Origin of the sequence: Oceanobacillus sp. M65 (assembly GCF_052246275.1) — a bacterium.
GTDB classification, from domain to species: Bacteria; Bacillota; Bacilli; order Bacillales; family Amphibacillaceae; genus Oceanobacillus_B; species Oceanobacillus_B jordanicus.
Window position 1 is genome coordinate 1,400,228 of record NZ_JBQQCJ010000001.1, and the last position, 13,449, is coordinate 1,413,676.

General features: G+C 39.9%; 14 protein-coding genes. All 14 read left to right on the forward strand.

Annotated features, from left to right (window positions below; all coding sequences use genetic code 11):
* The first annotated feature begins 14 nt into the window (after window positions 1-14).
* The 14 genes from bshB2 to trxB all read left to right on the forward strand — a co-directional run bounded on the left by bshB2 (window position 15) and on the right by trxB (window position 13,129).
* Window positions 15-680 carry a bacillithiol biosynthesis deacetylase BshB2 gene (bshB2, locus tag ACTWPF_RS06595; RefSeq protein ID WP_161464531.1) on the forward strand — a complete coding sequence of 222 codons (666 nt, stop codon included), beginning with the start codon at window positions 15-17 and terminating at the stop codon, window positions 678-680.
* 348 nt (window positions 681-1,028) lie between these two features.
* Complete coding sequence (locus ACTWPF_RS06600) at window positions 1,029-1,220, forward strand: PspC domain-containing protein (protein WP_106897345.1); 192 nt, start codon at window positions 1,029-1,031, stop codon at window positions 1,218-1,220.
* Between the two features lie 2 nt (window positions 1,221-1,222).
* Window positions 1,223-1,582, forward strand: coding sequence for a phage holin family protein (locus ACTWPF_RS06605; RefSeq protein ID WP_106897344.1), 360 nt, complete (start codon window positions 1,223-1,225; stop codon window positions 1,580-1,582).
* 132 nt (window positions 1,583-1,714) lie between these two features.
* Window positions 1,715-2,650: an HPr(Ser) kinase/phosphatase gene (gene hprK / locus ACTWPF_RS06610; protein ID WP_443148740.1), complete on the forward strand. Its 936-nt coding sequence runs from the start codon at window positions 1,715-1,717 to the stop codon at window positions 2,648-2,650.
* Window positions 2,651-2,661: 11 nt separating this feature from the next.
* Window positions 2,662-3,519 (forward strand): prolipoprotein diacylglyceryl transferase, encoded by an 858-nt coding sequence (lgt, locus tag ACTWPF_RS06615; RefSeq protein WP_443148741.1) that lies wholly within the window; start codon window positions 2,662-2,664, stop codon window positions 3,517-3,519.
* Between the two features lie 205 nt (window positions 3,520-3,724).
* Window positions 3,725-4,687, forward strand: coding sequence for a nucleoside recognition domain-containing protein (locus tag ACTWPF_RS06620; RefSeq protein ID WP_106897341.1), 963 nt, complete (start codon window positions 3,725-3,727; stop codon window positions 4,685-4,687).
* Window positions 4,662-5,297 carry a pyrophosphatase PpaX gene (gene ppaX, locus ACTWPF_RS06625; RefSeq protein WP_443148742.1) on the forward strand — a complete coding sequence of 212 codons (636 nt, stop codon included), beginning with the start codon at window positions 4,662-4,664 and terminating at the stop codon, window positions 5,295-5,297. The genes ACTWPF_RS06620 and ppaX overlap by 26 nt, the downstream gene beginning before the upstream one ends.
* 3 nt (window positions 5,298-5,300) lie before the next feature.
* Window positions 5,301-5,813 (forward strand): acyltransferase, encoded by a 513-nt coding sequence (locus tag ACTWPF_RS06630; RefSeq protein ID WP_443148743.1) that lies wholly within the window; start codon window positions 5,301-5,303, stop codon window positions 5,811-5,813.
* Between the two features lie 14 nt (window positions 5,814-5,827).
* Window positions 5,828-6,367 carry a glycerol-3-phosphate responsive antiterminator gene (locus ACTWPF_RS06635; RefSeq protein ID WP_058950956.1) on the forward strand — a complete coding sequence of 180 codons (540 nt, stop codon included), beginning with the start codon at window positions 5,828-5,830 and terminating at the stop codon, window positions 6,365-6,367.
* Between the two features lie 211 nt (window positions 6,368-6,578).
* Window positions 6,579-7,385 carry an MIP/aquaporin family protein gene (locus ACTWPF_RS06640; RefSeq protein WP_443148744.1) on the forward strand — a complete coding sequence of 269 codons (807 nt, stop codon included), beginning with the start codon at window positions 6,579-6,581 and terminating at the stop codon, window positions 7,383-7,385.
* Window positions 7,386-7,408: 23 nt separating this feature from the next.
* Window positions 7,409-8,899, forward strand: coding sequence for a glycerol kinase GlpK (gene glpK, locus ACTWPF_RS06645; protein ID WP_238020949.1), 1,491 nt, complete (start codon window positions 7,409-7,411; stop codon window positions 8,897-8,899).
* A gap of 281 nt (window positions 8,900-9,180) precedes the next feature.
* A complete protein-coding gene (locus tag ACTWPF_RS06650) occupies window positions 9,181-10,848 on the forward strand; it encodes a glycerol-3-phosphate dehydrogenase/oxidase (protein WP_443148745.1) in 1,668 nt (555 codons plus the stop codon).
* Between the two features lie 253 nt (window positions 10,849-11,101).
* A complete protein-coding gene (locus tag ACTWPF_RS06655; protein ID WP_238020943.1) occupies window positions 11,102-12,097 on the forward strand; it encodes a tetratricopeptide repeat protein in 996 nt (331 codons plus the stop codon).
* Window positions 12,098-12,175: 78 nt separating this feature from the next.
* A complete protein-coding gene (trxB, locus tag ACTWPF_RS06660; RefSeq protein ID WP_106897333.1) occupies window positions 12,176-13,129 on the forward strand; it encodes a thioredoxin-disulfide reductase in 954 nt (317 codons plus the stop codon).
* The last annotated feature ends 320 nt before the right edge of the window (window positions 13,130-13,449 follow it).

The following is a 13,449-nucleotide window of genomic DNA, read 5'->3' on the forward strand; positions in this document are numbered from 1 at the left end:
AAAGGTGAGATACGATGGAAAAACATGTTGTAGTCATATATCCACACCCGGACGACGAGTCATTCGGCGCTGCTGGAACAATATCAAAATTTCGCGAAGAGGGAGTACCTGTAACCTACCTATGTGGAACATTAGGAGAGATGGGACGTAATATGGGATCTCCAACGTTTGCAAACAGGGAAACGTTGCCTGAGATTAGAAAGAAAGAACTTATTAAAGCTTGTGAAGTGCTTGACATTGATTTGCAAATGCTTGGCTACCGTGACAAGACAGTAGAATACGAGGACCGTAATGAAGTAGCCAAACATCTCAAAGGCTTGTTGGAAAAGCTTGATCCGAGCCTAGTTATTACCCATTATCCTGAGCATGCTGTTCATCCAGATCATAACGCACTTGGTGCTGCCGCGATTGAAGCAGTACGCCTAATGGATGAGGGGCAGCGACCTGTAGTATGGGCGCAAGCTATTTCGAGAGATTACCCAGAAGTATTAGGGACACCAGATATTGTAAATGATGTAAGGAAATATTTTGATAAAAAAATGGAAGCTATACTCTGCCATGACTCCCAGGCAGGTGGTATTCTGGGACAAATTAAAAACTACCAGCAGATGAACAGTGAAGACAGAGATGCAGTAGTAGAACAATTTGGCACAGAACGATTTTATACGTGGAAATATTAATGGAAAGCTCTTCTGTATTTCATGCAGAAGAGTTTTTTGAATCCTCTAAAGGTGAAACAACGTATATTGTATTATCTCTAACGGATTCTGAAACCATAGTATTCAAAAGTGAAACGAGAGCCGTGGAAAGTGAAACCACAGCACTCAAAATTGAAACAACAAGCGCAAAGAGTGAACCCACATCATCGCAAGCGAATCCGAAATGCTCACAATCCTAAATCAGGTTTTCTTCAACCCGATCAACTTCTCAAATGATGTAGACCTTCATTGATTAGCAAGTACTATCAAAGCAAAACATAGTTTATATATCAACAGAGATTGGTATATTATAGAGTGGGAGGAATCATGATGAAAAAGCTTTATCGATCTAATTCTGAGAAAATGGTAGGGGGAATCTTTGGTGGACTGGCATCTTACTTCCAAGTCGATGCAACGATTCTTCGATTAATATTTGTCATTTTACTATTTATGAGCTTCTTTACCGTATCTCTTCTATACGTGGTTGCTCTTTATATCATTCCAAAGGAAAGGGAAATGTAACGATGTTTATTCGTTGGATATTATCTATTGTGTTAAACGCCGTGGCCTTAATTGTAGTGTCACAGCTATTCGATTCGTTCCAGTTAGAAGGATTCGGGGCAGCTGTGTTAGCGAGTTTTATCCTATCAATCTTAAATGTCATTATAAAACCAATACTCATTATCCTCACCTTGCCAATTACGGTTCTTTCACTTGGACTGTTTCTTTTTGTTATAAATGCAATTACGTTAATGATTGCACAGGGTCTTATGGGTAGCAGTTTTATTATTGGAGGATTTGGTACTGCGTTAATTGCTGCCGTCATATTGGCAATTCTCAATTTGTTACTTAATAGCTTGATTAAAGATTCCGTTAAATCGTAGGCGCACAGTCTACGATTTTTGTTTGGCGTATGCTACAATAAAGTGTATCTATTCTGATGGGAAGAATACGAAACCTTACAGGATGGCGATAATAAAATAAATAACGCTTAATTAGCTAGGGGGACATACTGGATGTCAACAGTGCGCACGAAAGATTTACTTGAGCATTTTAATTTAGAGCTAGTTGCTGGCAAGGACGGCATACATAGAGAAATTACCACGAGTGATATTTCCAGACCTGGTATTGAAATGACCGGGTATTTTAAATATTACCCAAAAGAAAGATTGCAGCTTATTGGAAAGACAGAAATGGCTTACTTTATGGAGTTAAGTGATGCAGATAAGAGAGATCGTGCCATAAATTTATGCACAGACATCACGCCTGGAATTGTGATTTCAAGGGGGATGGATATACCTGAGACATTAATTGAAGCAGCAAATGATTCTGGTGTGCCTATTTTACACTCTCCAAGGAAAACCACACGGGTTATTAGCCGATTAACCAATTATCTTGAAACAAAATTCGCTCCATTTACTGCGATTCATGGTGTACTTGTAGATATATATGGAGTAGGCGTGCTTATTACTGGCCAAAGTGGTGTAGGTAAAAGTGAGACGGCCTTGGAACTCGTTAAACGCGGGCATAGACTTGTTGCTGATGATAGTGTGGAAATAAGGCAAGAAGATTATGACAGCCTTGTAGGAAATTCACCACCTCTTATTGAACATCTACTCGAGATACGTGGCCTTGGGATTATTAATGTGATGACATTGTTTGGTGCCGGATCAGTTAGAAGTCATAAGAAGATTTCGCTTATCATTAACCTGGAAATTTGGGATCAGAAGAAACAATATGACCGCCTTGGTCTTGATGAGGACAAAATGAGAATCATGGAAGTGGACATTCCGAAAGCCACTATTCCAGTTCGTCCTGGTAGAAACCTGGCCGTTATTATTGAAGTCGCAGCAATGAACTTTCGTTTAAAAAGAATGGGAGTTAATGCAGCCGAAGAATTTTCAGAACGGCTGACTACAATGATCAAAAATGAAAAGGATGAAACCGAATAGGAGGGTTCACTATGCTATTTACCGCAGCTCCTTTGGACAGGGTCTTTTTTGAACTAGGCCCATTGACTGTTTATTGGTATGGAGTAATTATTGCGACAGGTGCATTTTTAGGACTATATTTAGCAACAAGAGAAGCGGATCGGCTTGGGTTAAAAAAGGATTTAATCATAGACTTTATCGTGTTTGCAATCCCTATAGCAATCTTATGTGCAAGGATTTACTATGTCGTATTTGAATGGGAACGCTATGCAAACGGACCATGGACTGATATTTTTGCCATCTGGGAAGGCGGAATTGCAATCCATGGGGCTGTGATAGGTGGCGTGCTTACCGCTATTGTATATGCTAAGTATCGTGATATTACATTTTGGCAGATTGCAGATATCATTGCACCGAGTTTAATTCTTGGTCAAGCGATTGGTCGCTGGGGAAATTTTATGAATCAAGAGGCACATGGACACGAAGTCTCAATTGCTGCCTATGATAATTTCTTGCAGTACCTTCCTGATTTTATAATGAACCAAATGACGATAGATGGTGTCATGTATCATCCGACATTTTTATATGAATCAGTTTGGAATATACTCGTTTTTGCCTTCTTACTTGTACTAAGAAAATATAACCCATTACGAGGTGAAGTTTTCTTAAGCTATGCCATTACATATTCAATCGGCCGCTTCTTTATTGAAGGAATGAGAACAGATAGCTTGTATGCATTTGCTGGTTTGCGTCAGGCACAGTTATTGTCCGTTTTCCTCATCATAGTAGCCATACTACTTATCATCTATCGCAGGAAAATAGGAGTAAAGGAACACTATAAGGATGTACCAATTCCTCCAAAGAAAAAGAAAAAGAAGAAAAAGAAATAAATATTTATAGTGCGTGTTCAAAAAGGAGGATAAAAAGGACCGAGAAGTTCGAGGCGGCGTAGCTTTGAGTACCGGGCTTGCACAGGATGTGCTGACTTCGACGTTCGACACAGGACGTGTCGGAATTTAGTCGAAGGTCATCGGTACCGATGTGTCATTTTTACCGGATTTTTTGAACAACATCTTATAGAAAGTAGGGGATGAAATGTCTGGTATTGTATATCGTGGTTTTCAACAGGGGCTGACAACAACCTGGACATTAGGGAAAGTCATTTTCCCCATCACATTATTGATTACGATTTTACAATTCACCCCCGTACTACCGTGGATTATCGAAATGTTAACGCCGGTCATGGGGCTATTGGGTCTATCAGGGGAAGCAGCTGTGCCGCTGGTTCTAGGGAACTCCCTAAACTTATATGCTGGGATTGCAGCAATTGTATCCTTTGATTTTACGGTAAAGGAAGTATTTATTCTAGCGGTCATGCTATCTTTTTCGCATAACTTGTTTATTGAATCTGCTGTTGCCTCAAAAGTTGGTGTCAGCTGGTGGCTTATCGTTGGGATCAGAATAGGGCTTGCCTTACTAGGCGGGATATTAATTAATTTACTTTGGCACGGGGGAGCGGAACAAGCTCAATATGGATTAATACAGTCTACGGACACTGTGCCAGTTGGCTGGGGAGAGATTGCCCTTCAAGGAATGCAAACTGCATTAATGGCTGTCGTACAGCTTGGATTGATTGTCATTCCGCTAATGATCATCATGCAGTTTATGCGAGAAAAAGGTTGGTTAGCAATGCTGTCCAACAAACTGGCTCCAGGCATGAAATTTTTAGGGATGGAAAAGAATACTTCGATGACCATGGTTGCTGGTCTTACAATTGGGCTAGCATATGGTGCAGGCCTTATGATTCAAGCCGTGAAGGAGGACAATGTCTCGAAAAAAGATATGTCCCTTGCACTCATTTTTCTTGTAGCTTGTCATGCTGTCGTTGAAGATACACTTATTTTTATTCCTTTGGGCATCCCAGTCTGGCCGCTCTTATTAATACGGCTAGCAACTGCTATCTTATTAACAATGACAATTGCAATGATATGGAATCGACTAGAGAAAAAGAAACGGAAGGAAACGAACCAACATGAGCATTCGTACAATACTTTTTGATTTAGATGGAACATTAATTGACACCAATGAACTAATTATTGCTTCCTTTATGCATACCTTTTCGCATTATGGCATGACCTATACAAGGGAAGAGGTGGTCCAGTTTAACGGGCCACCATTACTTGATACGTTTCAAAAAATTGCTCCGGACCTAGCAGAAGAAATGGTTAAAACATATCGCGCTCATAATTTAACGGTCCATGATAGCTATGTGACAGCCTTTCCTCATGTTACAGAGACAATTGCAGCTTTAAAAGAGCAAGGGCTCAAGCTAGGAATAGTGTCGACAAAAATGCGAAAGGGTGTAAACATGGGGCTAACCCTTACTGGATTGGCTACATACATGGACACCATTATTACCTTGGATGATGTAACGCAAGCTAAACCACACCCAGAGCCGGTACTCAAGGCTGTTCAAGCACTAGGAGCTGACTTAGAGACAACGCTAATGGTCGGAGATAACTACCATGATATTGAGTCTGGGCAAAATGCTGGTGTTAAAACAGCAGGTGTTGCCTGGTCTGATAAAGGAAGCTCTTTCTTGGAAGGCTATCATCCCACCTATATGCTGAAAGATATGCGTGATTTACTTCAACTTACAGAGGTGTAAAGGATGCGAAGAACCAAACGTTACCAGGTGGAAGATTCTAATTCGCTTTGGCAAATCTATAAAACAGTTCCTTTTCTAAAGGTAGTTAAAAACTTTGTGGTCATTCAAATTGCCAGGTATACACCCTTTTTAGGGATGAAAAACTGGCTATATCGGAATTTTTTAAAGATGAAAATAGGAAAGCAAACAGCATTTGCTCTTATGGTTATGCCTGATATTATGTTTCCTGAAAAGATCATAATCGGGACAAATAGTGTTATTGGGTATAATACGACTATCTTGGCACATGAATATTTAATTAAGGAATATCGGATTGGAGAAGTAAAAATTGGAAGTAATGTGCTGATCGGTGCAAATACGACCATTCTGCCTGGTGTTACGATTGGGGACGGTGCAGTGGTCTCCGCCGCAACACTAGTACATAAAGATGTACCAGAAGGCGCTTTTGTCGGGGGTAATCCAATGAAACTGATATACTCAAAATTGGAAATGGAGAAACGTCAAATAGATACATGAAGTAGGTGGAAATAATGAATACTCCTGCAGGGATATTGCCAGCAATACGTAAGATGAAGGATTTCGATTTTGCATTGGAAACATCCTATGAAAGCATCGTCTTTCTAGAAACAAGGCTGGCACAGCTTAAAAGTCTTGTGGAATATACGAAGCGTGCCAATAAAAAAGCGTTGGTTCACTTTGATCTAATCCAGGGGCTTAGAGCGGATGATTATGCCATGGAATTTTTGTTGAGGGAAATTAAACCAGATGGCATTCTTTCCACAAGGGCGAATGTAATTTCGATGGCGAAAAAGAACAACCTTTTAGCGATTCAACGAGTGTTTTTGTTAGATAGCTTAGCTTTGGAACATAATATAAAGTTAATTAATCGGACAAAACCTGACTGTATTGAAGTGCTACCAGGTTTGATACCGGAAATGATAAATTACATCCAGGAGCAGACAAACATACCTGTAATAGCTGGGGGACTAATTAAGACAAGAGAAGAGGTAGATATGGCATTAGCAGCGGGAGCAATAGCCGTTTCGACGTCGAATAAATCACTTTGGTAATCCTTAAAAGGAACCTTTATAGGTTTCTTTTTTTCATTAACCAAGGTAGCAATGACGAAAGTCCCAAGAACGAGAAAAACGTCTCCATTCACTTGTAGCCGATCTAATCTGAATTTCTCACCTTCATTCGTTTCCAATTGATTAAAACCCTGATGTGTAATCTCTGAAAATTGTGGAATAACATATATATATTGTTATTGGGGGAGATGTCATGTCAGAGTTTGCTGGAGAAGTAATTGGGACGATGATTCTTGTTATCTTCGGTACGGGCGTAGTAGCTGGTACCTCATTGAAAAACACCCTATCAGAAGGTGCTGGCTGGGTACTTGTGACGTTTGCTTGGGGGCTAGGTGTCGCAATGGGTGTCTATGCAGTTGGAAATATAACAGGTGCTCATTTAAATCCTGCCGTTACCTTAGGGCTCGCATCTGTGGGTGATTTCCCTTGGAGTAAAGTCCCACTTTATATTACAGCACAGATGATTGGTGGAATCATTGGCGCAATCATAGTATTTTTTCACTATTTGCCACACTGGAGAGGTACGACAGACCCAGGAGCCAAGTTAGGGGTTTTTAGTACCGGTCCAGCGATTTCCAGTCCCATCGCAAATTTAATAAGTGAGGTCATTGGCACCTTCGTATTGGTAATGGGAATTTTATTTATTGGGGCAAATGAATTTACTGAAGGATTAAATCCACTCATTGTTGGGCTGCTTATTGTTGTGATCGGTATGTCACTTGGTGGGACAACTGGTTATGCCATTAATCCGGCCAGAGATTTGGGACCCAGAATTGCCCATGCTTTCCTGCCGATACCAGGCAAAGGGGGATCAAACTGGAGTTATTCTTGGATCCCTGTTATAGGGCCGGCAATTGGAGGAATCTATGGTGGACTTTTCTATCAAGCAATTTTCGAGACAAACCCAACCGAGATATTTTGGGTAGTTAGTGCTATCATACTTATTTTATTTGGGGTAGGTTTACAACAGGAACTAAAGAAACCTGCTAACCAAAGCTAATTTTTACAAGAGGAGAGATTATAATGGGAAAATACATTTTAGCATTAGATCAGGGAACTACCAGCTCAAAAGCTGTTATATTTGATCAAGAGGGAAAAGTTGTAGAAACAGGCCAACGTGAATTCGAGCAGCATTTCACAAAGCCAGGATGGGTAGAACATGATGCGAATGAGATTTGGACATCTATCTTATCTAGTATTTCAGAGGCAATGCGAAAGAGTGATATTGAGCCAGATGACATCGCTGGAATTGGTATAACAAACCAACGAGAAACAACCGTTGTTTGGGACCGGCAAACCGGAAAGCCAATTTACCGAGCAATAGTATGGCAGTCGCGTCAAACTGCTGATATCTGTAATGAACTGCGCGAGGCTGGTCATAATGAGCTATTCCGAGATAAGACAGGTTTGCTTATCGATCCATATTTTGCTGGAACCAAGGTAAAATGGATATTGGATAATGTAGATGGTGCAAGGGAAAAAGCAGATAATGGAGAATTAATGTTTGGCACGATTGATACATGGCTTGTTTACAAGTTAACTGGCGGAGAACAACATATAACGGATTATTCGAATGCATCAAGAACCCTTATGTACAATATCTATGACTTAGAATGGGATGAAGAACTACTTGATATTCTTGGTGTCCCGAAATCCATGCTACCAGAGGTAAAGCAGTCTTCTGAAGTATATGGAAAAACAGTAAATTATCACTTCTTTGGACATGAAGTTCCAATTGCTGGTATTGCTGGAGATCAGCACGCTGCTCTATTCGGTCAGGCATGTTTTGAAAAAGGGATGGCAAAAAATACTTATGGGACAGGCGGCTTTATGCTGATGAATACAGGAGAAGAAGGTGTTAAGTCTGACAATGGCTTATTAACAACACTCGCATGGGGGATTGATGGAAAGGTAGAATATGCCCTCGAAGGAAGTATATTTGTTTCCGGGTCGGCAATTCAGTGGCTTCGTGATGGATTAGAAATTATTAAAGATGCCAAGGAGACAGAATCCCTTGCTACAGATGTGGAGGACACTGGCGGGGTATATGTCGTCCCAGCGTTTGTTGGGTTAGGTACGCCATATTGGGATAGTGATGTTAGAGGTGCGGTATTTGGTCTGACTCGTGGTACAAAGAAGGAGCACTTAGTACGTGCTACACTGGAGTCTCTAACCTATCAGACACGCGATGTATTAGATGTAATGAAAGATGATTCGGGTATTGATGTGAAAACATTACGTGTGGATGGTGGCGCTGTTAAGAATGACTTTCTTGTCCAATTCCAAAGCAATATACTCGGACTTCAAGTAGAGCGGCCTGTTGTCACGGAGACAACAGCACTTGGTGCAGCCTATTTGGCAGGACTTGCTGTTGGCTTCTGGCAAAGTAAAGAGGAAATCGCAAATCAATGGAAAGTTGATAAAACGTTTGAATCGGAGATTAATCAGGATGAAAGAGAACAGCTTTATGATGGCTGGAAAAAAGCCGTTAAGGCGGCACAGGCATTTAAATAAGTGGGTTTCGTTGAGAGAAAGGTATAGACTCTCTTAATCTGCTATAGACCATTAACATATTGCTATACTTCCAATTAGAGCTATGTTATAATGAATTTAAGTTAATAATCTCGGACGGAGAAATGGAGAAACCGCGAACATGCTAATCATAATTTGATTAGTGTGCTTTGCGGTTTTTTTGTTTGCCTGAAGAGCAATTTTTCTGCGGAAAAGTACATTAGAATACGAAAAATAGGGTATTTATATGTATAGACAATTGTAATAAACAGGAGGGCTTAAACATGACTGTTTTTTCAAGTTATGATCGAAATCTTACATTTAATCATTTTAAAGAGGAAAAATTAGACTTACTGGTTATCGGTGGCGGAATTACCGGTGCAGGAATCTCACTGGACGCCGTGACTAGAGGCTTAAAGACAGGTTTAGTAGAAATGCAGGACTTTGCTGCAGGAACGTCAAGTCGTTCTACAAAGCTAGTACACGGAGGTCTGCGTTATTTAAAACAATTTGAAGTAAAAATGGTTGCAGAAGTAGGAAAAGAGCGCGCCATTGTTTATGAAAATGGGCCACATGTGACGACTCCAGAATGGATGATGTTGCCATTTCATAAGGGCGGAACGTTCGGTCCACTAACTACAAACTTAGGGCTCCGCGTATATGATTTTCTTGCTGGTGTGAAAAAAGGTGAACGTAGACAAATGTTCAAACCGGAAGAAGCAATGGAAAGAGAGCCACTTATTAAACGTGATGAGTTAAGAGGGGCTGGGTTTTATGTTGAATATAAGACAGATGATGCTCGCTTGACGATTGAGGTACTGAAAAAGGCTGTGCAAAAAGGTGTCCATGCAGTTAACTATACAAAAGTTGTGGACTTCATTTACAATGATGCAAATAAAATTTCTGGTGTCGTTATGGAAGACACAATTACTGGTGAGCAACATAAAGTGTATGCCAAGAAAATTATTAATGCAGGTGGCCCATGGGTCGATGAATTAAGGGAAATAGATGGTTCCAAAAAAGGAAAGGCACTACATTTAACAAAAGGGGTTCACCTTGTTTTCCGTAAAGAAATCTTCCCGTTACAACAGGCCATTTATTTTGATACACCTGACAAAAGAATGGTTTTTGCAATCCCAAGAGATAATGTGACCTATGTAGGTACAACAGATACAACCTATAAAGGCGATATAGCTAATCCAAAAATGACGGAAGCGGATCGTGATTATATTATCGATGCAATTAATTATATGTTCCCTACCCTTGATATAAAAGCTGAGTATGTTGATTCCAGCTGGGCAGGTCTGCGTCCTTTAATTGCGGAAGCGGATAATGATAACCCTAGTGAGATTTCACGTAAAGATGAAATTTTCGTTTCAGACTCTGGCCTTATATCGATGGCCGGTGGTAAGTTAACAGGTTACCGAAAAATGGCACAGCATGCAGTCGATAAAGTTACCAAACAATTGAAAGAAGAAGAAGGAATTATTTATTCTGCTTCTGAAACAGAGCATTTAGCCCTTTCTGGTGGAGAAGTTGGCGGCTCAAAAGGATTTAAGGACTTCAAAAATAGAAAAGTAAGTGAAGGCTTGGCACAGGGACTTGATGAGCAGACTGCTCTCATGTTGATTGAGAGATACGGATCCAATTTTGATAAGGTTTTAGATCTTTACGTTACGAATCAAGAGAAAGCTAAAACAGAAGATGTTGATCCTATCGTATTTGCTGAACTTGTTTACGCATTGGAATATGAATTAGCCTATAAACCAGTTGACTTCTTTGTTCGTCGTACGGGTGCTTTGTTCTTTGAAATTGGATGGGTACGAGCGCACAAGGATAATGTTATTCGCTACATGGCAAAAGAACTGAAATGGACAGATGATCAAACCAAGGCTTACACAGAAGAGTTAGAGCAACTCTTACATGATGCTGTAACACCTGTTCAATCCTAACTGATGTTCAAGATTTCGCTTGTTTGCGTGTTTTATCCCGGTGTAACCGTCCGTAAGACTAACAATCAGTGGGGGAAGAATGAAAACTGATTGAAGTTTCACTTTATACGAATTGATATAGATTGCCGGACAGAATGTTTGTCCGGCTTTTTATGAGCCAGCTCCCTGATCTAGTTCTAAACTGTAACCTATATAATTTGACATGGTATTGTGGTATAATCTTTTCGTATGTAATTTAATTAGGGGGATATGCATGCAACAGGTGACAAAAGGTAAGAAAGAACAGCAGAACAATGTTATCCCTTTTATTCCTGAAGGTGACTTTTATTTCACAAAAGGCATAGAGGCTTTTCAAAAACGTAAATTTGACATTGCAATCAAGTGGATGAAGAAAGCAACAGAAGCAAAGCCAGAAGATCCATTGTATCTTTGTCAAATGTCGGTTATATATACGGAAATCGGTGCATTTCACGCAGCAAATCAGCTATTAAATAAAGTCCTGCAATCATCAGACTATGTAGATTGTTATTATTTACTTGCAAACAATTATGCCCATTTGGGTTTGCTTCATGATGCGAAAAAATTTGCGTTATCGTACCTTGAGCAAGAGCCTGAAGGGGATTTAAGTGAAGAAGCTAAAAGATTGTTAGAACTCATTGATATCGATGAGGATGAAGAGGAAGACTGGGATTTAGAGGATGAGGATGAACTCCTTATTTATCAAGAAACCGTCTTTTATCATATGGAAAATATGGAATGGGAAAAGGCAATCCCGCTTATCGAGGAGATGATGACCCTATTTCCAGAGCACAAATTGACAAAGCATGATTATACACAGGCCTTATTTTTCTCTGGTAATGAAGAAAAAGCGATCCAAATGGAGGAAGACATTCTTGATGAAGAACCAACTTCCCTTTACAGTCACGTGAATCTTGCTTTGTTTTATTTCCAACAGGGAAAATACACGGAATATGAAGTCCATATTCAGGCATTACTAAATGTATATCCTATCCATGAGCAACAAAAACTGCGCATTGCTGTTACCCTTGCCCGTACGAATCGGTTTGAAGAAGCGTTTCAACGCTTTCTTCTCCTCTCAAAAGGCAAGCTAAAAGGACATCCTTCTTATTTTCGCTGGTATAGTATTGCAGCATTTCATCATGGGGATAAGGAACGGGCCTATAAGCTTTGGCAAGAAGGTACGAAGAAATATCCTAAGCTAGCTAAAGAATCAGTGCCATGGGATTGAGCATTATATTAGACGAAATTGCGTTTGTCTTATAAGCTTGATGTGGCTAATTAATAGAAGGAAAAAGGGGCGATAGATATGTCCGAAGAACGTATGTATGATGTGATTATCGCAGGTGCTGGTCCTGCAGGAATGACTGCAGCGGTTTATGCATCTCGTGCAAATTTACAAACGCTTATGATTGAGCGTGGGATTCCTGGTGGTCAAATGGCCAACACGGAAGACGTGGAAAACTATCCTGGCTATGACCATATTTTAGGACCGGATCTATCCAATAAGATGTTTGACCATGCAAAGAAATTTGGTGCTGAGTACGCTTATGGTGATATTAAAGAGGTAATTGACCATGGTGATTATAAGACTGTTGTTGCTGGTAAAAAGGAATACAACACAAGATCACTAATTATTACCACTGGTGCACAGTACAAAAAACTTGGCATTCCTGGTGAAGAAGAATTAGGTGGACGTGGTGTCTCTTATTGTGCTGTTTGTGATGGGGCATTCTTCAAAGAGAAAAACCTTATCGTAATTGGTGGCGGAGACTCTGCAGTCGAAGAAGGTATCTATCTGACACGATTTGCTGATAAAGTTACCGTTGTGCATCGCCGTGATAAATTACGTGCACAAAAGATTCTTCAAGAACGTGCGTTTGACAATGATAAAATTGACTTTGTCTGGAACACTGTTGTCGAAACCATTAATGGTAAAGATGGAAAAGTAGGTAGTGTAACATTAAAAGACACGCTTACTGGAGAAGTTAAAGAAGAAAACATTGATGGGGTCTTCATTTATATTGGTATGGTACCTTTAAGTGAGCCATTCAAATCACTTGGTATCACGAATGAAGAAGGCTATATTCCAACGAATGAACACATGGAAACAAATGTATCTGGTGTTTTTGCAGCTGGAGATATTCGAGAAAAAACACTTCGACAAATTGTGACAGCTACAGGAGACGGAAGTGTAGCTGCCGAGGCTGCAATTAAGTATGTTGAAGACCTTCAAGAAGCATTGAAAACAACACAATCTTAGTATTGTTAAGTTATCTTTACTAAGAAGTAACTGCTTTTTAACGCTGCTGTAATACGCACGCAATAAAAATGGGGTACACTATAAATAACTAATTGACCCCCTTTTAATAGATAGATTAGTTTCTTGCACAGGTGCAGATGCACCTGTGTCTTTTTTTTATTTAGGAAAGCATAAAATTTTAACAAGGAAGCAAATTCGACGCAGTTGAAATTTTGAGGTTCCAAGTATAAGAAAAACGTACACATTAGCTAAAGGACGAGCGAATGCGAGTTTTTCTAATGATGTTTGGTTATCCTAAACTTGATTTCAATTTAGGCATG

What these genes read in the sequence shown, in the direction of transcription:
- ppaX (WP_443148742.1), top strand. Translation starts at nt 4,662, where the DNA reads ATGAGCATTCGTACAATACTTTTTGATTTAGATGGAACATTAATTGAC.
- glpK (WP_238020949.1), top strand. Translation starts at nt 7,409, where the DNA reads ATGGGAAAATACATTTTAGCATTAGATCAGGGAACTACCAGCTCAAAA.
- ACTWPF_RS06600 (WP_106897345.1), top strand. Translation starts at nt 1,029, where the DNA reads ATGAAAAAGCTTTATCGATCTAATTCTGAGAAAATGGTAGGGGGAATC.
- ACTWPF_RS06630 (WP_443148743.1), top strand. Translation starts at nt 5,301, where the DNA reads ATGCGAAGAACCAAACGTTACCAGGTGGAAGATTCTAATTCGCTTTGG.
- lgt (WP_443148741.1), top strand. Translation starts at nt 2,662, where the DNA reads ATGCTATTTACCGCAGCTCCTTTGGACAGGGTCTTTTTTGAACTAGGC.
- bshB2 (WP_161464531.1), top strand. Translation starts at nt 15, where the DNA reads ATGGAAAAACATGTTGTAGTCATATATCCACACCCGGACGACGAGTCA.
- ACTWPF_RS06650 (WP_443148745.1), top strand. Translation starts at nt 9,181, where the DNA reads ATGACTGTTTTTTCAAGTTATGATCGAAATCTTACATTTAATCATTTT.
- hprK (WP_443148740.1), top strand. Translation starts at nt 1,715, where the DNA reads ATGTCAACAGTGCGCACGAAAGATTTACTTGAGCATTTTAATTTAGAG.
- ACTWPF_RS06620 (WP_106897341.1), top strand. Translation starts at nt 3,725, where the DNA reads ATGTCTGGTATTGTATATCGTGGTTTTCAACAGGGGCTGACAACAACC.
- ACTWPF_RS06605 (WP_106897344.1), top strand. Translation starts at nt 1,223, where the DNA reads ATGTTTATTCGTTGGATATTATCTATTGTGTTAAACGCCGTGGCCTTA.
- ACTWPF_RS06635 (WP_058950956.1), top strand. Translation starts at nt 5,828, where the DNA reads ATGAATACTCCTGCAGGGATATTGCCAGCAATACGTAAGATGAAGGAT.
- ACTWPF_RS06655 (WP_238020943.1), top strand. Translation starts at nt 11,102, where the DNA reads ATGCAACAGGTGACAAAAGGTAAGAAAGAACAGCAGAACAATGTTATC.
- trxB (WP_106897333.1), top strand. Translation starts at nt 12,176, where the DNA reads ATGTCCGAAGAACGTATGTATGATGTGATTATCGCAGGTGCTGGTCCT.
- ACTWPF_RS06640 (WP_443148744.1), top strand. Translation starts at nt 6,579, where the DNA reads ATGTCAGAGTTTGCTGGAGAAGTAATTGGGACGATGATTCTTGTTATC.